The 20,503-nt window shown below is 63.6% G+C and carries 16 protein-coding genes; 4 read left to right on the top strand and 12 right to left on the bottom strand.

Annotated elements, in window-relative coordinates; translation table 11 throughout:
• Positions 1-52: 52 nt before the first annotated feature.
• Positions 53-931, top strand: coding sequence for a LysR family transcriptional regulator (locus tag DLM46_RS11240; RefSeq protein WP_115100833.1), 879 nt, complete (start codon positions 53-55; stop codon positions 929-931).
• A gap of 56 nt (positions 932-987) precedes the next feature.
• Here DLM46_RS11240 and DLM46_RS11235 read toward each other — a convergent pair whose 3' ends face one another.
• The 7 genes from DLM46_RS11235 to DLM46_RS11205 form a co-directional block, all read right to left on the bottom strand.
• Positions 988-2,265: an NAD(P)/FAD-dependent oxidoreductase gene (locus tag DLM46_RS11235; RefSeq protein WP_115100832.1), complete on the bottom strand. Its 1,278-nt coding sequence runs from the start codon at positions 2,263-2,265 to the stop codon at positions 988-990.
• A 72-nt stretch (positions 2,266-2,337) separates the two neighbouring features.
• Positions 2,338-3,870, bottom strand: coding sequence for an ABC transporter substrate-binding protein (locus DLM46_RS11230; RefSeq protein ID WP_115100946.1), 1,533 nt, complete (start codon positions 3,868-3,870; stop codon positions 2,338-2,340).
• A gap of 260 nt (positions 3,871-4,130) precedes the next feature.
• On the bottom strand, positions 4,131-6,146 hold the full coding sequence (locus DLM46_RS11225; protein ID WP_115100831.1) for a hydantoinase B/oxoprolinase family protein: 2,016 nt from the start codon (positions 6,144-6,146) through the stop codon (positions 4,131-4,133).
• A gap of 33 nt (positions 6,147-6,179) precedes the next feature.
• The gene (locus DLM46_RS11220; RefSeq protein ID WP_115100830.1) at positions 6,180-8,219 is read right to left on the bottom strand and encodes a hydantoinase/oxoprolinase family protein; all 2,040 of its coding nucleotides are present in this window, start codon (positions 8,217-8,219) and stop codon (positions 6,180-6,182) included.
• A gap of 64 nt (positions 8,220-8,283) precedes the next feature.
• Positions 8,284-9,618, bottom strand: coding sequence for an NAD(P)/FAD-dependent oxidoreductase (locus DLM46_RS11215; protein ID WP_115100829.1), 1,335 nt, complete (start codon positions 9,616-9,618; stop codon positions 8,284-8,286).
• 31 nt (positions 9,619-9,649) lie between these two features.
• Complete coding sequence (locus tag DLM46_RS11210) at positions 9,650-11,107, bottom strand: aminotransferase (protein ID WP_115100828.1); 1,458 nt, start codon at positions 11,105-11,107, stop codon at positions 9,650-9,652.
• Positions 11,104-11,988, bottom strand: coding sequence for an aldo/keto reductase (locus DLM46_RS11205; RefSeq protein ID WP_115100827.1), 885 nt, complete (start codon positions 11,986-11,988; stop codon positions 11,104-11,106). The genes DLM46_RS11210 and DLM46_RS11205 overlap by 4 nt, the downstream gene beginning before the upstream one ends.
• A 159-nt stretch (positions 11,989-12,147) precedes the next feature.
• On the opposite strand from DLM46_RS11205, the gene DLM46_RS11200 reads away from it, so the two are divergent.
• On the top strand, positions 12,148-12,879 hold the full coding sequence (locus DLM46_RS11200) for an IclR family transcriptional regulator (protein WP_115100945.1): 732 nt from the start codon (positions 12,148-12,150) through the stop codon (positions 12,877-12,879).
• Positions 12,880-12,918: 39 nt separating this feature from the next.
• Here the strand turns inward: DLM46_RS11200 and DLM46_RS11195 are convergent, their stop codons facing one another.
• Both DLM46_RS11195 and DLM46_RS11190 read right to left on the bottom strand, forming a co-directional pair.
• Entirely contained in the window at positions 12,919-13,173 is a 255-nt protein-coding gene (locus DLM46_RS11195) for a hypothetical protein (protein ID WP_115100826.1), read from the bottom strand.
• A 39-nt stretch (positions 13,174-13,212) separates the two neighbouring features.
• Positions 13,213-13,716, bottom strand: a complete 504-nt coding sequence (locus DLM46_RS11190) for a lecithin retinol acyltransferase family protein (RefSeq protein WP_115100825.1) — start codon at positions 13,714-13,716, stop codon at positions 13,213-13,215.
• Between the two features lie 440 nt (positions 13,717-14,156).
• On the opposite strand from DLM46_RS11190, the gene DLM46_RS11185 reads away from it, so the two are divergent.
• Entirely contained in the window at positions 14,157-14,444 is a 288-nt protein-coding gene (locus DLM46_RS11185; RefSeq protein WP_115100824.1) for a hypothetical protein, read from the top strand.
• A 5-nt stretch (positions 14,445-14,449) separates the two neighbouring features.
• Entirely contained in the window at positions 14,450-15,223 is a 774-nt protein-coding gene (locus DLM46_RS11180; protein WP_115100823.1) for a PP2C family protein-serine/threonine phosphatase, read from the top strand.
• Between the two features lie 16 nt (positions 15,224-15,239).
• On the opposite strand, the gene DLM46_RS11175 is transcribed toward DLM46_RS11180, so the two are convergent.
• The 3 genes from DLM46_RS11175 to DLM46_RS11165 form a co-directional block, all read right to left on the bottom strand.
• The gene (locus DLM46_RS11175; protein WP_115100822.1) at positions 15,240-16,586 is read right to left on the bottom strand and encodes a sigma-54 interaction domain-containing protein; all 1,347 of its coding nucleotides are present in this window, start codon (positions 16,584-16,586) and stop codon (positions 15,240-15,242) included.
• Positions 16,583-19,639 (bottom strand): peptidase domain-containing ABC transporter, encoded by a 3,057-nt coding sequence (locus DLM46_RS11170; RefSeq protein WP_115100821.1) that lies wholly within the window; start codon positions 19,637-19,639, stop codon positions 16,583-16,585. Before DLM46_RS11170 ends, DLM46_RS11175 begins: the two co-directional genes overlap by 4 nt.
• A 92-nt stretch (positions 19,640-19,731) precedes the next feature.
• Complete coding sequence (locus DLM46_RS11165; protein ID WP_115100820.1) at positions 19,732-20,484, bottom strand: peptidylprolyl isomerase; 753 nt, start codon at positions 20,482-20,484, stop codon at positions 19,732-19,734.
• Positions 20,485-20,503 lie beyond the last annotated feature (19 nt).

Below are 20,503 nucleotides of genomic sequence, written 5' to 3'. Positions count from 1 at the left end.
TGACAAACGATGATAAGTTAGTCGATCCACAAGAAAATCTTATGCCTTCGCTATGCGCCCCTACCTGCCATTGAACGCGCTGCGCGCCTTCGAATCGTCCGCGCGGCATCTGAGCTTCACGCGCGCGGCGCTCGAATTGAATGTGACGCAAGCCGCCGTGAGCCAACAGGTCAGAGCGCTCGAGGAGCGGCTGGGCACCACGCTCTTCAAGCGCCTGCCGCGCGGCCTCGCGATGACCGACGAAGGCCTCGCGCTGCGTCCGGTACTGACCGATGCATTCGATCGCATCGAGGCCGTGCTCAAGCAATTCGAAGGCGGCCACTTTCACGAGGTGTTGACGGTCGGTGTAGTGGGCACATTCGCGGTCGGATGGCTGATGCCGCGGCTCAAGTCGTTTCGCGACGCGTATCCGTTTGTCGAACTCCGGCTGCTCACGAACAACAACTTGGTGGATCTCGCCACCGAAGGCCTCGACTTCGCGATTCGTTTCGGCGACGGCACGTGGCCCGGCTCGCTCGCCACCCGGCTGCTCGACGCGCCGCTTGCGATCCTGTGCTCGGCGGAGATCGCCGCGCGTTTGCGCGAGCCCGCTGATCTCGCGAACGAGACCCTGCTGCGTTCGTATCGTACGGACGACTGGATGAACTGGTTCGCCGCCGCCGGCATCCCGCCGCGACCGATCCGCGGGCCGGTATTCGATTCGTCGCGATTAATGGTGGAAGCGGCGATGCAGGGCGCGGGCATCGCGCTGGCGCCTGCGCTGATGTTCGATCACGAATTGAACACGGGCCGCCTCGTGCGCCCGTTCGAGGTGGAGGTGCATGCGGGCAGCTATTGGCTGACGTCATTGAAGGCCAGACCGATGACGCCGGCGATGCTGCTGTTCAGTCAGTGGATCGTGAGGGAAGCGGCGGGACAAACGCGCGACTAGCAAACCGCCGCGCGGCGAAAATACGCCAGTTCGACTGGCGGCGGCGCTCGGGCGTTTCAATGCAGAATGTCCTGCATTCGGTAATACGCACCGATCAGCGGCAACATCCATGCGCGGCCGGCATGGCCGGGCACTGGCGGCCATTGCAGCGTACGCCACGGATTGGCGTCGTCGGAACCGAACATCACGTCGGCCATGACGCGCCCCATGTGCGTCGACATCTGCACGCCGTGCCCGCTGTAGCCCATCGAGTAGTAAAGGCCTTCGTGCCGCCCGGCCCGCGGAAACCTGTCCACGGTGATGTCGACGAGGCCGCCCCAGCAATAGTCGATTCTCGTCGCGGCCAGTTCCGGGAAGTACCTGGCGAGTCCGTTGCGCAGCACTTCACCGCTCTTTGCGTCCGAACGGGGATCGGACATCGCGAAGCGGGCGCGCCCGCCCCACAGCAGCCGGTTATCGGGCGTCACACGAAAATAGTTGCCGATGTTCAGCGACGTCACGTAACTGCGGCGATGGGGAAAGAGCGCGTCCAGTTGCTGAACGGGAAGCGGCTCCGTCACCACGATGAAACTGCCGACCGGTGCCATGCGCTTCTGGAACCATTGCAAGGGTCCCTGCCGCGAAGGACCCGTCGCGACCAGCACGCGGTCCGCGCGGATGACGCCGCGTGTCGAGGTAACCTCGTAGCGCTCGCCCTCGATTCGCTTCAGTTGCGTCACCGCCGCGTTGTCGAAGATGCGCGCGCCGTGCCGCGCGCCCGCCTGCGCCAGCCCGACGCCGAACTTGCCCATGTGCATCTGCACGCCGTTACGCTGCAGCAAGCCGCCATGAAAACCATCCGAGCCGATTTCGCTGCGCATCTGTTGCGGAGCAATGAGCTCGACCTGCGCGTCGACTTCACGACGCAACACATCGTAGGTCCGCGCCAGTTTGTCGAAGTGCTTCGGCTTCGCGGCGAGTTTGAGTTTGCCCGTGCGGATGAAATCGCATTCGATCTGATGACGGCTCACGATGGACTCGACGCTCGCCACCGCGCTCTCATAGGCGCGATAAAAGTCGCGCGCCCGTTCGAGTCCGATCGAATCGGCAAGCGAAGCGAAATCCTGCGCGACGCCGGTGTTGCATTGTCCGCCGTTTCGCCCGGAAGCCTGGCCCGCGATGCGCCCGGCTTCGAGCAACGTGACCGACACGCCGCGCGTGGCGAGTTCGAGCGCGGCCGACAATCCCGTGAATCCGCCACCGATCACAACGACATCGGCGCGGCCTTCCACGTCCCCTTGCACGCCGCCGTTGAATACGGGAGCGGTGTCCAGCCAGTACGATTCAAGCTTCATTGATTTTCTGATTGAATGCGGCGCTGCGAGCGGACCTCGCGAGCGCCGCCATAGCCGGAACGGCGAAGTTCGTCAGGCCGCCCACCACACATGTTCAGCAAATGAAAAACCCATCATCGCGCCGGTCGGGATCGAACCCAGCCCCTTCAGGCGCTTGTCGTTCGCATCGAGCAGACTGATGAACGACGGAATGCCGATGCCGCCCGCGTCGGCCACCAGCAACTGCATCTCGCCATACATCTGTTTGCGCTTGGCGTCGTCCGTCTCGGCCCGCGCGCCAACGAGCAACTGATCGAACTTCGGATCCTTCCAGCCGGACTCGTTCCAGGGCGCATCGGACTTGAAGAACTGGGTGAACAGCACATCCGCGCTCGGCCGCGGATTGATACTGCCGAAACCGAGCGGATGCTTCATCCAGTGGTTCGACCAGTAGCCGTCGGCGGGCACGCGATTCACGGTCAGATTCACGCCGATCTTCGCGGCCGTTTGCTGCATCAACTGCGCCATTTCGACGGACCCGTTCGCATCGGTGGTCGCGTAGATCGGCGGCAATGTCGCGCCGACGGCACCCGCCTTCTGCATATAGAACCTGGCCTTGTCGAGATCGAACTTACGTTGCGGCAAGGACGCATTGAAGTATCGGTGACCGGGCGGAATCGGCTGATCGTTGCCGATCACCGCGTAGTCGAGAAAGACCGCCGAGCGGATCTGCTCGCGATCGAACAGGTACTTCATGCCCTTCACGAAATCCGGATTGCCCGTGAGCGTATTGTCGCGGCGCATGATCAGGTCGGTATAGAGACCCGACTTGGTTTCCTTGACCTCGTAGCCCGGCGTCGCGGCGATGCGCTTCGTCGAACGCGGATCGACCGAGTTGATCAAATGCACGTCGCCCGCGAGCAGCGCGCTGACGCGAGCCGAGTTGTCGCTGATACTGATCAGCTCGATCTGGTCCAGGTAGGGTTGCCCCGGCTTCCAGTAATTGTCGTTGCGCACGCCGACCGTTCCGGCACCCGGCTTGAAGCTCTTGAGCTTGTAGGGACCGGTGCCTACGCCCGAGTTGAAATTGGTCGTGCCGTCCTTGACGATCACCAGTTGCGGCGTCGCGAGAATCACCGGCAGGTCCGCGTTCGGCACCTCGAGCACCATGGTCACTTCATTCGGCCCGCTCGCCGTCACGCTCGTGAACTGATCGGCCAGCGTCTTGACTCGCGAGGCCGTTTGCGGGTTCTTGTGACGCATCAGCGAATAGACGACATCGGCGGGCGTGAGCGCCTTGCCATCGTGAAACGTCACGCCCTGGCGCAACTTGATGATCCACGTTTTCGCGTCGGCGCTCGATACGGATTCGGCGATGTTCATGCGGGGCGCGAGGCTCTCGTCGAGTTGCGTCAAGCCGCTGTAGAACATGAAGAAGCGAATGTAGTCGCTGCCGGTCGAGCCCGCCGCCGGATCGAGCGTGTCGGACACGGAACCCGAGTCGTACGCCACGCGAATGCTTCCGCCTTTCTTCGGCACGTCGGCGGCCATTGCAGTGGTCGCCGACGTGAGCAAACCGCCGCCCGCGGCCACCATCATGCCGGTGCCGGCCAACATGCGCATCATGTCGCGGCGGCTGATGCCGCCTTCTTTGGTTTCATCTTTCACGTCAATGGCTCCACAGGGGTAATGGATCGGAAGAACTCTCTGGACGCGGCGGGTCGAGATTTTCGCGCCTCGTTAGCTGAATCGTATGCTTGCAGAATCCACATGAAACGCCGACAAAAACCGCCAGACGGCATAAACCGACTGTTCTTGCGCAGCCAACGCGGCAATTTGCATGGTCGCCAGGCAGCCGACGAATACGTGGCCGCCGGCGACCCGCATCAGGCGATTTGTTGCGCTTGTACGTCTAGCAACTGCGGATAACGCAGCAGCACCTCGCCGTACAGTTCGGCGACGATTTCCGCGCCCGGCACGAGCGTTCCTTCGGCTTGCCTCGCGTCGAGCGCGTCGAAGATCTTGTGTTTGAGGAAATGCCGCCACACCACCGGCGCGCCCGCGAGAATGTCCGTCAACGCGTCGTAGCGCTCGCGGGTCCATTTCGCTTCATAGGCGCGGCGCTCGGCGCCATAGTCGAAGTGAGATGCCGCGTTGCGTTCCGATGCGCTTCTCGCCTCGTCGCGCAAGCGCGCTGTCCGCGCCGCGTCGATCCCCTCGCCGGTCAGCACGACGCCATACAGTTCGCGCGCCTGATCGACGGACAGATAGCCGCGACGCACGTCCTCGAGCACCTTCTGCGCGTCGCGTTCGTGCGGATGGCCATAGCCTCCGCCGCCGCATCCCTCGAGGCGGATCACGTCGCCGGGACCGCACATCACGAGATCCGTCACGCCGAGGTTCTCCTCGCTCTCGGAGCCCGGATTGCGGGTAAACCGCGACACCGCCCCCGCCTTGCCGCCGAGCACGCCCCACGACGCGAAGCGCGAGCGGTCGCGATTGCGGGCCGTCACCAGCGTGCCCGGCGAGAACACGCGGAACTCCATCACCGTACCCAGTCCGCCGCGATATTTGCCGGCGCCCGCGCTGCCGGGAACGACGCCATACCGCGTGATGCGGATCGGCACTTCAGCTTCGTTGATCTCGACCGGCGTGTTGCGCAGGAACGCGACGTTCGCGCCGGACGCGTCCGAGCCGTCCGCCGACGCCATGCCGCCCGCGCCGCCGCCCACTGGCCCGATCGACGCGATCACCGTGCGGCCGTTACGGTCCACGGTCTTCACGTTGAGGATCGACATGCCGCCGGCCGGGCACGCCGGAAGCCGCTCGGGACAAACCATCGAAAACGCGCCGAAGGTGGCGTACTGCGCAACCTTGGCGGTCAGACTACGCATTCCGACCGCGGCCGGCGGCACGCAATTCATGATCGTGCCTTCCGGCATGATGCAGCGCGCCACCCTCAGCATGCCGGCGTTGAGCAGCAGGTCGGGATTCAGCGAATACAGCACGTAGTTCAGGCCGACTAGTGCGAGGACATGACGCTCCTTGCCGCCGGTGGGCATATTCAACGAGGAGTTCAGTTGCGGATCGCTGCCGGTGAAGTCGAATACGAGCGAGCCCTCCTTCACGGTCAGGGTGAGCGCCACGCGCAGCGGTTTGCCGTTGACCGAGTCTTCGTCCGCGTATTCGGCGAAGAAGTACTCGCCCTCCGGCATGCTTCGCACGATCGTGCGCGCCTGCTCTTCGGAATAGTCGAGCAACGCGTCCATGCCCGCGCGAAACTGGTCGAGCCCGAAGCGCTCGATGATCTCCAGCACGCGGCGCTCGCCGGTCATCAGCATCGCGATCTGCGCCTTCAGGTCGCCGCGATTCTGCTCCGGCGCGCGAACGTTGATGGCCATGTGTTCGAGCAGCGTTTCATCGAGTACGCCCGCGCGGACGATCCTGGTCGGCGCGAAGCGGATGCCCTCCTGGTAAATCTCGGTCAGCGTGCGCGACAGCGACGCGGGCACCGCGCCGCCCATGTCGGTATTGTGAATATGCCCGCCGACATAGCAGACAATCTCGCCATTGAAGAACACCGGCTTCCACATCATCACGTCGGGCGTATGGGTCGCGACGTAACCGCTGTACGCGTCATTGGTCATGCAGATATCGCCCGGTTCGTAGTGATCGATCATGTCGATCACCGCGCCGAAGTCGAGTCCCGGATACCACGTCGCACCGAGTGTTTTCGGCGACGCGAACGTGAGGCCGCGGGTGTTCATCAGCGTGCAGGAAAAATCTTCGGTTTCCTTCACGAAGGCGGAATGGGCGGTGCGAACGAGCGTGTAGGCCATGCTTTCAGCGGCCGCGACACAGTAGTTCGCGAAGATTTGAAGCACGGATTTGTCGAATGCCATGTCGCTTTTCCAGTATCCAGGGTCGGCCGCCAATCAAACGGCTTCGAGAAAGAGATTGCCGTATTCGTCCACGCGGCCGTCGAAGCCCGGCAGCACGCAGGTCGTCGTGTCGTCCTGCGCGACGATCGCTGGGCCGGCAAACCGGTGCCCCGCCCGCAACGCGGAACGCCGGTAAAGCGGAATTCGGCGCCAGCCTCCGTCGAGGTACACATCGATCTGCGACTCCGCTTGCGGCACGCCTTCGCCCACCGCGATGTGCGGCAGTTCCGGCTTCGGCGTGGGCGCGGTGATGACGAGCCTGAGCGCCACCACCTGAATCGCGGCTTGGTCGTCGCTGTGGCCAAAGAGGCGTGCGTGTTCGCGATGGAAGGCTTGCGCGATCGCGTCGATGTCGCGGCTGGCAAGCGCTTGCACCGTCAGCGGCGTGTCGATTTCGAACGACTGCCCGCGGTAGCGCATGTCGGCCGACACCACGATGTCGGCCGTCGCGTCCGTGCCGGTTTCGCGAATCACCCAGGCGCGCGCGTCGGCTTCGAGCAGCGCGAGGTCCTGCTCGAGTAGGGCGAGCGAGGCGTGGTCGAGCGGATAGTACGTCGTTCGTACGAAATCGTTTTTCGTGTCGGCGATCAGACCGCCGAGCGCGCTCAGCACGCCGGGCGTGGTGGGCACCAGCAGATTGCGCACGTTCAATGCGCGGGCGAGGAAGCAGCCGAGCATCGGTCCGGCGCCGCCGAACGGCATCAGCGAGAAGGTGCGCGGATCGATCCCGAAACGCGAGCTCAAGCGGCTCACGCCGGTGTACATGCCGGATACCGATACCTCGATGATCGCCGCCGCTGTCTGATAGACGTCGAGGCCGAGGCGCCGCGCAAGCGGTTCGATCGCGCGCAGCGAAGCGTCCGTGTCCACTTTCACCGAGTTGTAGCCGAGCGCCGCACTGCCGAGCACGCCGATGGCCGCGAATGCGTCGGTGATGGTCGGCCGCGTGCCGCCACGGCCGTAGCACACCGGGCCGGGGCTCGACCCCGCGCTCTCCGGTCCGACCTTGAGCACGCCGAACTCGTCCACCCAGGCGATCGAGCCGCCGCCGTCGCCGACCGAGGACACCGATACCGATGGAATGTGGATCTGGAATTCGCCGATATATTCGCCGCTCGCGTACTGCGGCTTGCCGTCCACGATCAGCGCGATATCCGCGGTCGTTCCGCCGATGTCGAGACTCATGCAGTCCTTCACCTTGCAGAGCTTCGCGAGATACGCCGCGCCGATCACGCCCGAGGCCGTGCCGGACAGGATCATCTGCACGCAGTTGTGTTTGCCGTGCTCGGCGCTCATCACGCCGCCGTTCGACTTGGTGACCTTGAGGTCCGCGCCGATGCCGCTTTCCGCCAGCGCCCCCTGCAGTCTGGTGAGGTAATTCGACACGCGCGGCTGGACGTAGCCGCCGATCGTCGCCGTCACCGTACGTTCGTATTCGCGGATGATCGGCCAGACTTCATGCGAACACGACACGAAGAAGCCCGGCATCGCGCGCTCGATGATCGCCTTCACCTGCTGCTCGTGCGCTGGATTGCGATACGAATGCAGCAGCGATATCACCACACCCTCGCACCCTGCCGCCTGCATGCCGCGAACCGCGTCGAGCACACTGGTCTCGTCGACGGGGGTTTCCTCGCCGCCTTCCGCCGTCAGTCGACCGACCACGCCGAACACCCGGTCGCGCGGAATCAGCGGCGCGGGCCGGCTGGACATCAGGTGATACATGTCGGGGATCTTCAGGCGCGCGATGTCGAGCACGTCCTCGAAGTTGCGCGTGGTGACGAGGCCGAGCTTCAGTCCCTTGCGCTGCACCACCGCGTTCACGCCGACCGTGGTGCCGTGCGTGAAGTGGACCACCTCGCGCGGCTCGATGCCGTAGCGCTCCCGCAGACCGTCCATGCCCGCGAGCACTTCGCTGCCCGGGCTGTCCGGACGCGAGAACACCTTCAGGGTGCGTATGCTTCGCGTCGCTTCGTCGAGCACTGCGAAGTCGGCAAACGAGCCGCCGATATCCACGCCGATTCTCAAACCCATTGCATTGTCCTTGCCTGTGTCGACACTGCTGCCATGATTGAAACTCCGATCGAGTACACGCCGTTCAGGCGCGCTGCCTGCGTTTGTCGATGACGTCGCGAATCTGGTAATAGCTGCCGAGCGCCGGCATGAACCACGGTTTGCCGCGATAGAGCGCGTGCGTGAGCATCGGCGTACCGTAGGCGCTGCTCTCAGGCGCCTGCCCTTCGATGATCAGGCGCGCGAGCTTGTAGCCGAGGTACGTCATCATCACCACGCCGCTGCCGTTGCAGCCGAGCGCGTAGTAAACGCCGTCGGCGGTGCGGCCCAGATGCGGCAGGAAGTCGAGCGTCAGCGCGACCGTACCGCCCCAGCTATAGGCCACCTTGACGTCCGCCATCTGCGGGAACCGCTCGATCATCTGCGCATGCAGGATCGCCGCCGACTGGCGCCGGTCGAGGTTGTAGAAGCGCGCGCGGCCGCCGAACAGAAGGCGCTTGCCGTCGGGCGAATAGCGGTAATAATTGACAACGCGGCGCGTCTCCGAGATGCCGCGGCGCCTCGGTATCAGCGAGGCTTGCAGGCCGGCGGCAAGTTCCTCGGTGGCGATCTGATGCGACACGACCGGCACCACGCGGCGCTGCAGATCGGGCATCGATTCGCCTGTGTAGCCGTTGGTGCAGACCACCACGTGGCGGCTGGAAAGCGTTCCCCGCGATGTCTCGATCCGATGTTCGGCGCCCCTGCGCGCGATGCTCCTGACCGCGGCGTTGCTGCATACCGTCGCGCCAGCTTGGCGGGCGGCGGCGAGCAGGCCGGCGAACATCAGCGACGGATGGACCTGCCCCGCGCGTTCGAGCAGCACGCCTCCCGCGTAGATGTCGCTGGCGAGTTCACCGCGCAGTTCCTCGCGCGAAAGAATCCGCGCGCCGGCCGACGCATGCGTGTTCAGATCGACGATGCGTTTGCACCACGCGGCCATGTGCGCGTCGGTCCACATCGCGTTGATGCGCCCTGCCTTCACGTAAGCACAGTCGATCGCGTTGTCGCGCAGGATGCGTTCGAATACGTCGTACGACGCGGATGCTTCGCGCAACAGCTTCTGCTGACGCTGTTGCGGTACGGAACTGTCCAGCTTCTTGCCCGACGGCGCCTTGCCCACGTTCACGCCGCCCGATACCTGGCCGCCGCTGAGCGTACTCGCGCCGATGCCCGGCACACCAGCTTCGAGCACCGCGACGGACAAGCCGTACCTGGCGAATTCGAGCGCGCACGACAAGCCCGCATAGCCGGCGCCGACGATCGCGACGTCCACGTCGCGAGGCACCTCCGACATTGTTTCGTCGTGCGGACGCCAGTCTTTCCACCAGTACGGGGTGTCGGTGAAATCGGAGGAAAACACTTGCTTGCGCGTCGGCACGATGGGGTTCCTGGTTGCGTTGGAATGCGGCTCAGCGAGCCTCGGTACGGGTGGCATGCACGCCTGCCAGGCCGTCGCTCGCGGCGTGCAACGCCTGCCGCGCGATGGCGACGATCTCGTCGATATCCGCTCGCGTGGCGACCAGCGGCGGCGCGAATCCGACGATGTCGTTCGTGCCGAGCGCGCGGACGATCAGCCCGCGCTCGAGCGCCGCCTGCGCCACGCGCTGGCTGGCCTTCAGCGCGGGCGCAAACGGCTTGCGTTCGGTCTTGTCGGCCATCAGTTCAAGGGCCGCGAGCATCCCCACGCCGCGTACATCGCCGACGAGCGGATGAGCGTCGAACTCGGCATGCAAACGTTGGAGTAAATAGCCGCCGACGTCGGCGGCATGGCTCACCAGCTGCTCGCGCTCGATGATGTCGAGGTTGGTCAGCGCCGCAGCCGCGCACACCGGATGTCCCGAGTACGTCCAGCCGTGGTTCATCGCGCCTTGCTCGCGCGAGCCGCGCTCGATCACCTCCCACACCCGCTCGCTGACGATCACGCCGGACAGCGGCAGGTATCCGCTCGTCAGCCCCTTCGCGACCGAGATCAGATCGGGTTCGAGGCCGTAATGCGCGCTGCCCGTGCGCGAGCCCAGCCGTCCGAATCCGCAGACCACTTCATCGGCGACGAACAGAATGTCGTGACGCTTCAGCACCGCCTGCATGGCCGGCCAATATCCTGCCGGCGGCGGCACGATGCCGCCCGACCCCATCACCGGTTCGCCGAAGAATGCGGCGATCGTGTCGGCACCTTCCCGGGCGATCAACCGTTCCAACTGTTCGACGCAGTCCGCCACGAATTCGCTTTCGCTGGCACCGGGCCGCGCATCGCGATAGAAGTCCGGACTGGCCGTGTGCAGTATTGGCGGCATGGGCAAGTCGAATCCCGCATGAAACTTCGGCTGACCCGTGAGGCTGCCGGTTGCGATGCCGGAGCCGTGATAGCTGCGTTGCCGCGCGATGATTTTTTTCTTGCGCGACCGCCCGAGCACGTTGTTGTAGTACCAGACCAGTTTGACCTGGGTCTCGTTGGCATCGGAACCGGACATGCCGTAGAACACCTTCTTCATGCCGGGCGGCGACCACTCCTCGATCAGCCGTCGCGACAGTTCGACAGCGGGGTCGTTCGAGAAGCCCGCATACGTGTGATAGAAGGACAGCTTGCGGGTCTGCGCCGTGATCGCCTCGGCCATCTCCTCGCGTCCGTAGCCGATGTTCACGCAATAAAGGCCCGCGAACGCGTCGATGTAGGAGCGCCCCGCGTGATCCTCGATGCGGATGCCCGCGGCGTGCGTCATCAGGCGGCCGTCCACCGCGCCGCACGAATGGTCGAACGCGTGCGTGCCAGGGTGCATCAGGTGGTGCCTGTCCGTTGCCAGGGTGATGTCGCCCGGCGTGGCCGCCGGGGTCGTCCCCGCATTCATGAGTGTGTCGATCAGCTTCATGGTTTCGCCGCCACGAGAGGATTTGCCGGGGTGTCCCATTCCGGATGCCAGGCCGGCTTGCTCACGCGGCCGTCGGCGCGCGCAAGCGCGCTAATGCGCGCCATCGACAATGCATCGAGTTCGAAATCGAATACCGCCAGGTTTTCGCCGATGCGCACCGGATTCGACGATTTGGGAATGGCCGCCACGCCGGGTTGCTGCATCAGCCAGCGCAAAATGATCTGGGCCGGCTTGCGCTCATGCCGCTGCGCGATGTCGGCAATCACAGGATCGGCGAGCAGCTTGCCGCTGCCGAGCGGCGAGTGCGAGATCAGCGCCATGCCGTGCCGCGAGCACGCCGCCAGCAACCGGGTCTGGTCGAGATAAGGGTGGTATTCGCACTGATTCGCGACCAGCGGCACGGAGGCCAGCGCGACCGCGCGCTCGAGCAGCGCCACCGGAAAGTTCGATACGCCGATGTGACGCGTCAGGCCGCTGCGTTGCGCGTCGCAAAGCGCGCCTATCGTCTCTTCGAGCGGCACTTCGGGATTGGGCCAATGCACGAGCAGCAGGTCGACGTGATCGAGTCCGAGCCGGGCGACGCTCGCTTGCGCCGCGCGGCGGAAGTCGTTCGCGCGCAATTCGGTATGCCAGACCTTGGTGGTGACGAACACCTCGTCGCGAGGCAGCGCGCTCGCTGCGAGCGCCTGGCCGACCGCCTGCTCGTTTTCATAGCGGGCCGCGGTGTCGATATGGCGATACCCGGCTTCGAGCGCCGCGCGCACGGCACACACGCCTTCGTCGTGAGTGGATCGCCATGTGCCGAGGCCCATCCTCGGGATGCGCGCGCCGTTGGCGTCGATGGCCGGCACAGTCGCGGGCGGGTGAGCGGAAAGTCCCATCGCGGAAGAGGTTCTCCAATGCTTCACAACTTGCTCGAGGCGTGCCACAATACGGCACGGCGTTCCATAATCAGCACGTGCAAGGTAACACGCACTTTTCCCCGTTGCAAGCGGGCGATGGGCGCGCTCGCCCATCGCCGCCCATCACTGGAGACGCACATGAAAAGTTTGTTGAAGAGTCTGGAAATTCTCGAGGCGGTGTCGCGGAACCAACCGGTCAGCGTGGGTGTGCTGGCGCGTTTGCTCGACATGCCGAAGTCCAGCGTGCAGCGTGTGCTGCTGACCTTTCTCGAAGCCGGCTGGCTACGTCAGACCGGTGGCGACGTGACGCGCTGGGAAGTGGGCGCGCGAATTCTCGGCGTGCGTCCGGCCGCCCTGCGCGGCGGCACGCTGTACGCCGCCGCACGCGAGCCGATGCGGGAACTTCGCGACTTGACCAACGAGACGATTCACCTGTCGATCCCGGACAGCACCAAGTCGATGGTGCTGATCGATCGCGCGGATTGCACGCAAACCGTCCGCACGTTCAGTCCGATCGGCGATCTCAGTCCGTTCCATGCAACGGCAACCGGCCTCGCCGTGCTTGCGTACATGAGCGAGGCGGAGGTGGAAGAAATTCTGAGCCGCGACCTGCCGAAATTCAGCGAGACGACGCCGTGCGACCCTGCCGAAATAAGACTCGAACTCGAACGCATCAGGCAACGCGGCTATTCGATCAACCTGTCGCAATACCGTCGCGCGGTGTGCGCGATCGGCGCGCCGATCATTGATTCCGACGGCGCGCCGGTGGGCAGCATCTGCATCTCCATGCCCGAATCCCGCTATGAGCCCAAGCGTCTTGAAGAATGGGGCAAGGCCGTCGCGAAGGCGGCAGCGGCGATCAGCGTGTAGCGTTCCGCTGCCGGGAGAACGACGGATACCCTCGCGGGACTAGCAAACCGCCGCGCGGCGATGGCCGTTCATCGCGGGCCGCTCGGCTTGCGGCGGAAACACGTTCCATGAGCCGTCGTCGTGACGGAAGAAAAAGATCGACAGCAGGCCGCCTGGGCGGAGTGCTTCCACGCAGACATAGCGCTGATGCTGCAGCTTGCTGTGGCAAAACTGCGTGACGCGCGCGGGCATCGACGGTGTCGGTGCGAGCCATTTATCGACGGCCCAGTGCAAGGTCTTTTCAGCGGCAGCCATGACGTTCTCCTCGAGTCCCGTTCCACTCTTTCCACTCGCTCACGCAGCCTGCGCAGCGATCTGACCACCCTTCGCACCACTTTCGACAAAAGCCTTCACCAGGCACAGCAGCGCATGCATGCCGGTGCGCGGATGGGTCAGGCAGCAATGCACCTGTTCGCTGCGGCTTTCGCCGAGCAGGCACCACGCGCAGAAGTGCTCGCAGTTGTTGGTCAGGAGCCTGTAGCGGTTTTCGCCCAGCCGGGAACGGGCGCGGCGCACGGCCTCGTCGCCCTGGTAGCGCGCGCAGGGTGTCGTGCGAACCGACAGCGGATGGCCGGCGGCAAAGCGCGCCAGTTCGACTTCTTCCACCGGACCGCGATGAGCCGCGTTCGCAAAACCGGAGTAATGCACCACCCGGCCGTTGCCGACGTAGATACCGTGGTGTTCGTAACCGTTGCGTTGCGTGACGAGATGCGCGCCGATCGGCAGATCGATGGTCGACGTATCGTCGCGGCCTTCGCTGCGCCGTTCGATGTTCGTCTGCAGAGGGTGGGTGTTCATGGCTGGCCTCGCTTCAATATCCAACACTGTTGCGAGGTCTTTCGCATCATCCGGGCCATGGGCGCGGAAGCCTTTGTTTACGGGGCAAGCGGCATTTTCGAGGGTTCGGGAATCAAGCAGGTGTACGGCGGCAGCCGACAGATTTCGCGTCGATGTGTTGGCGTTTGACGATCATTTGGGGAAGCCGGCGAGGGCTCTACATGGCCTTGCCAATGTGTTGGGTGCAGCACCGGTTCGAGCTCGCCGCTGTTGGCTGCAAACCGACCTTCCGGCTTCGACCTGAACATAGGAAGCGCGACTGAACGAGCGGAATCGCCACCCAATCAACGCGTTACGACAAACCGCGCGCGGCGGCGGCAAATTGGCATGCCACTTGCACCATCACGCTCAACTTCTCTTTTAACCGCGCGCCGCCCCCGGGCGGCCAACCGGAGATCGACATGGCCTCAATTACCGTAAATGACCTGGCGCTGAACCTCGCACTCGACCGTAAAGCAATGGCGGCGATTCGCGGCGGCGGCGGTGCGCCGTGGGTGTATGGCTGGATTCAGCCCTATGTGCGGGAAACCCCCAGCATCGGACCGGTCGTCAACCTGTACGAGGTCTCGAACAACTTCTATGCTAACCAGATGATCAACCAGTTCCAGTCGGTCGATGTCCGCAACACCGGCGCGAACTCGAACATCAGTGTCTCTCCCGACGCACGCAGCAGAAACGATACGGTGTAGACGTTGTGACCTGTGCAAGCCAATTTCGATGGACGTCGTCCGCACGTACCGACGTGGGGTGCGTGCGCGAAATCAACGAAGATGCCTGCCTCGACCAGCCCGAACTCGGGCGCTGGGCCGTCGCCGACGGCATGGGCGGGCACGCGGTCGGCGATCTGGCGAGCCGCCTGGTGATCGATACATTGAGCCGGCTCACGTCGCCGGCGGGCATGAAAGCCTTTATCGCCGAAGCGCGCGCCCGGCTGCAAACGGCCAACCGTCAGCTCAGGGACGAAGCGGTACGCCGCCAGGTGCAGCGGATCGGCAGCACGGTAATCGTGCTGCTCGCGTGCGACCGCTTCTGCGGTTACCTGTGGGCGGGCGACAGCCGGCTCTATCTGTATCGCGAAGGGCAATTGCGGCAGCTGACGCGTGACCATAGCCAGGTCGAAGAACTCAAATCGCTGGGTGTGATCACCGGCGAACAGGCGCGCAATCATCCGGCGCAGCACATGATTACGCGCGCGGTCGGCGCCACGGACCGGCTCGAACTCGACGACGATGCGATCGAAGTCGCGGACGGCGACGTCTTTCTGCTATGCAGCGACGGCCTGAGCAACGAGATCACCGACCAGGAAATACTCGCCGTATTGACCACGGTGGAATGCGAGCGCGCGTCCGATGAACTGGTCAATCTGGCGCTCGCGCGCGGCGGGCGCGACAACATCACCGCCGTGGTCGTGCAGGCCGAAGATCTCCACGCGCCCGACAAAACGCTGCTCAACCCGGCGGCGCCCTGATGGCGTGAGCGCACCGTCAACTATCGTCGTCTTCTTCATCGTTTTCATCGGCGCCGTTGTTGCCGGGCGGCGGCACGTTCCGGTTGCGAAAATCCTTCGAATGCAGGCCGTGCTTCTTCAGCAGCATTTGCAGATGCGAACGGTTCATGTCGATGCGTCTGGCCAGTTCGGCAACCGTGCCGCTTACCTCGCGAAGCCCGCGCTCCAGGAACGCTTTTTCCGCATCGTCGCTGGCGGCTCGCTTGGCGTCGCTCAGCGACATCAGATTCGCCACGCTGATGGGCTCACCGCCTGACGACGCCGAGCCCGCCGCCGCGGCCGAACCGGGCGCAGCCGGCCGCATGTCCACCGGCAGATGATCGACGTCCGCCATGTCGCCGGCGAGGCACGACACGCGATACATCACGTTGCGCAGTTCGCGGATATTGCCCGGATAGGCATAGTTCAGCAGAAAGTCGCGCAAGCGCGGCGTCAGTCTGACGGGCCGGCGCTTCAGCGTGCCGGCCGCCTCGTCGCCGAACCACGCAATCAGCAGCGGAATCTCGTCGCGCCGCTCGCGCAACGGCGGCAGCGTGACATGAATCACGCTGAGCCGATAGAACAGGTCTTCGCGAAACTTGCCCTCCTCGCTCAGTTGCCGCAAGTTGCGATTGGTCGCCGCGACGATCCGCGTATCGACGGCAATCGTTTCGTCGGAGCCCACGCGTTGAATCTCGTGCGCTTCCAGCACGCGCAGCAGCTTCACCTGGCCGGCGAGCGGCAACTCGCCGATTTCGTCGAGAAAGATCGTGCCGGTATGCGCGCTTTCGAATTTGCCTTTACGGTCGTTGGACGCCCCCGTGAACGCGCCCTTGCGATGCCCGAACAATTCCGACTCCAGCAGATTGTCGGGAATCGCGCCGCAGTTCACGGAGATAAACGGCTTGTCCGCGCGCGAGCCGTTCGCGTGAATCACCTTCGCCATCAGTTCCTTGCCGGTGCCGCTTTCGCCGTCGATCAGCACGGGCAGATCGGTGGGCGCCGCCTTTTCGGCGATTTCGAGCGATTCGAGCAAGCGCGGATTGTCGCCGAACGTGCCCTCGAAAATGAAGCTGCGCTCGATCAACGCCTTTCTGCGCGCGCCGCGCGATTGATCGACGCGCGCGGGTTCGGCCACCGCCGCCTGCACGAAGCGCTCCTTGTGCGAGAGTTGCATCACCTCGTCGCGCAACGAAGTGGCTTGCCTGAGCAGCTTGTCGATGTCGGCGCGCTCGAGGCGCGAGGACCAGCGTAGCGTCGAGCGCAAGATCTCGATCCGCTCGATCAGGCCCGCATACGAAATCGCCGGGCTGGGTTCTTCAATCTGGTCGAGTATCTTCATCACGCGCTCAACTGTTTCTGGACCAGCTGGTAGTACATGCCGCCCCGCTGGATCAGTTCATCGTGCCGGCCCTGCTCGACAATCGCGCCTTCATACAGCACGAGGATCTTGTCCGCGCGCATGATGGTACTGAGCCGGTGCGCGATGATCACCGCGGTGCGGCCCTTCAGAATGTCGTGCATGTTGCCGAGGATATTGCTTTCCGACTGCGTGTCCAGCGCCGAGGTCGCTTCGTCGAACACCAGCAGGCGCGGATCGTGATACAACGCCCGCGCGATGCACAGCCGCTGAATCTGCCCGCCGGATAAGCCAACGCCGCGTTCGCCGACAATCTGCTCGTAGCCGAGCGGCATCTTGCTGATGAACGCGTGCGCGTCGGCCATCTTGGCGACTTCCTCGATTCGGCGCCGTTCGGGCGCGTCGTCGCCGCTCGCGATGTTCTCCGCGATCGTGCCGGAAAACAGCAGATTGCTCTGCATCACGTAGCCGATCTGCGCCCGGTAATAGGCTTTATCGACTACGCCGAGATCGTAGCCGTCGATCGTCATCTTGCCTTCGGTCGGCGCATAGAAACCGACCAGCAATTTGGCGAGCGTGGTCTTGCCCGAGCCGCTGCGGCCCACAATCGCCACCAGCTCGCCGGGCTTGATGTCGAAGCTGATATTTTCGAGCACGTAGGCGGAGTCGTTGTCGCCGTAGCGGAAATAGACGCCGTTGAGACTGATCTCGCCTTGCAGTTCGGGCAGCATCACGCGCGACGGCAAGTCCTCCGGCTTCTGTTCCGGCTCGATGTCGAGCACGTCGCCGAGCCGCTCCATCGCCACGCCCGCGTCGTTCAACATGCTCCACAAACCGACCAGCCCCATCAGCGGACCCAGCACACTGCCCATAAACGCATTGAACGCAATCAGCTGGCCAATCGTCATTTCGCGCGCCAGCACCAGGTTCGCGCCGACCCAGAGAATCGCGATCGTCGTCGCGGCGTTCAGCAACTGGCTGCCGAGCCCGACGAGGATATTGAATGCGTGCGCGCGATACTGCACTTCGAGCGCCTTCGCGTACTTCTTCTCCCAACGCAGCCGCACCGGCCGTTCGATGCCCATGCCCTTGACGGTTTCCACACCGGCGAGCGCTTCCATCAGAAACGCTTTCGCATCGGTCGACGCGGTGAACACTTCGCGTGCGTAGTTCTTGATCTTTGGCGTGGCCAGCGCGGTCAGCGCCATGATCGGAATCACGAACGCGATCAGCACCAGCGTCATCTTCACGTTGTAGACGAACATGATCGTGAAGTAGATGAACACCATCAGCAGATTCAGCGCGGTGGTCACGGTCGATTCGGTGAGGAACGCGCGGATCGTCTGGTTCTCCTGGAAGCGCGCGAAGATGTCGCCGGTCTTGCGCTTGGCGAAGAACGAGAACGGCAGCGTCATGGTGTGCTTGAAGAACTGCGACATCATCGCGAAGTCCATGTTGCGCACCATGAAATTCGCCAGATACGCGCGAATCGACGACATCAATTGCGAAAACACGTTGGAGATAATCAGCCCGCCGATCAGCAGATGCAGCAGGCTCACATTCTGATGCACGATCACGCCGTCGAGAATGTTCTGGATGATCAGCGGCGGAATCACGCCGAGCACCTGAATCACAAAGGTGGCGAGGAACAGGTGTCCGAGAATTTTGCGGTACGGCCTGAGGTAGCCGACAAAGCGTATCCACGGCGAACGCGCAGCCGACATCTGCAACAGATTCGGGCCGCCGGTAAACAGCAGGCACGTGCCGCTCCAGCCGCGTTCGAAATCTTCAACGGTCAATTTTCTGAAGCCGAGCGCCGGGTCGGCGACCCACACATAGTCCTTCGAGACGCCGTACACCACCACGTAGTGGTAGCCCTCCCAGTGGACGATGAACGGCAGATCGAAGCCGCGCAACGCGTCGTACGTGCACTGCACGCCGCGTGCGGTAAAGCCGAGCGATTCGCCGGCGCGCGCGAGGCTGTCGAGGGTGGCGCCCTGGGTCGTGACGTTGGCCAGTTCGCGCAGCTTGCCGAGCGTCATCGGAATGCTGTAGTGACGGCAGACCATCGCGAGACACGCGGCGCCGCAATCCATTTCCTCGGCCTGCTCGACCAGCGCGAAACGCTTGATGACTTTTTCGCCGAACTCGGGTTTGCTCTGTAAATCGAGCATCAGCGGCAATTTGCGCCGCTGTTCGAGCCGTTTTTGCCGCTGCAATTCACGGTCGCCGTAGCGAATCCGTTCATCGAGCACTTCGCGCAACTTCGGATTGCGTTCGAGAATGAAGTGGACGGTGCGCTCGGGAATCACCAGCAGACGCGTATCGGTATTCGCCAGCACCGAAGCCATCTGTTCCTGCCGCATCAAACACGCTTTCTCACCGAAGATTTCGCCTTCGCCCAGGGTGGCGAGCGTGTAATCGTGCCCCTCCTCATGCCGCACGATGCGCACCTGCCCTTGCCTTACCACATAGAGCCGCCGGTCGTCACGTCCGTCCTGCTTGAGAATCTCCTTGCCGGCGGCCACCCGTTTGACGCCGACGCTGCGCACGTATTCTTCGAGTTCCGCCTTGTTCAGCTTGCCGCGCAGATCGAACAGCTGCGCCACGAAACCGCCCGCCGAATTGATCGCCACATAGCTCGCGATAAACGCCAGCGCGGCCTGATTGCCGGCGATCACCGGCTCGATCGCGGCGCGTGGAATGAACAGCAACTCGGTCTTCGCCGAGGCCCGCACCGAGGTTTCGTGCACATACGCGCGCAACATCGCAATGTCGGCGAAAATCTCGCCGGCCTTGCGCACGCCCATGCTGGTTTCCTTGCCGTGCTCCTCGGTGAAAATGCGCACCGAGCCGGAACGCACCACGTACAGACCGTCGGCCGTCTCGCCCGCGGAGCACACCGTTTCGCCGAACGAATAGAAGCGCGCTTGCGCAAATTCGGCAAGACGTTCGATCTCGTCGCGCGAAAACGGCGAAAGAATCTCCACCGAAGTCAGAAACTCGGCGGCGGACGGCGCGGTCTGGGGTGCATCCATAAACTTGCGGACCTCGATTCAGCTTTATGACGACGGTGCGCGATGCGGCGCAAGATACGTGCAACGCGGGCATCGCATGCAACGCAGGCCGGCTAGCACGCTTCGATCACATGCTCCTGGGCACGCGCGATCAGCCAGCTCTCGCGCAGCAGACGCTTCACTTCGGAAGCGACGTCCGCATCCAGCGTTGCAGGATACTTGGCTGTCACGGCAAAAATCTCGAAGCACGAACGATCCGCCGACGGAAACGGCCCGAGCAGATCGCCCACCGCTGCGTTGAAAATCTTCGCCTCGATTTCCGGTTTCAGCGAGCCGCGCAATACCTTGCCGATCACACCGCCGGCTTCGCGCGTATCCGCAATCGAATGCTCGCGCGCCATGTCGGCGAAACTGTCCGGATCGTCGCGCAGATAGGAAATCATTTCCTTCGCCTTGCCTTCGCTGTCGAGCACGATATGGCTCACCTCGATCGCATCGAATTTCGGCGAATTCAGCGCGAAGTAGTCCTTGATCGCCGCCTCGTTGCCGACGATGTCGAGCATCTTTTCCTGATACAGCCCGTCGGTGATGAACGCCTCGAATTCGTCGAGACTCACGTTGAGCACATCGAGGTACTGATTCATATCCGTCGCGCGGTGCAGACCGCGCACACGGCGGAACTGATCGGCGCGCTGCTGGATTTCTTCGGCCGTCACGACGACACCCTGCTTCTGCGCTGCATGCACGGTGAGCTTGTCGCGCACGATCTGCTCGATCAGGCTTTCGAACTGGCCGGTCAATTTCAGAAGACGAATGAACTCGCCAACGTCCACGACTTCGTTATCGATTCGCACTATCGCGGTCATGTCATGCGCTCCTTTTAAT

Origin of the sequence: Paraburkholderia lacunae (assembly GCF_003353175.1) — a bacterium.
Lineage (GTDB): Bacteria > Pseudomonadota > Gammaproteobacteria > Burkholderiales > Burkholderiaceae > Paraburkholderia > Paraburkholderia lacunae.
The sequence above is the reverse complement of the archived record's forward strand: the minus strand, read 5'-3'. Positions and strand labels throughout refer to the sequence as shown.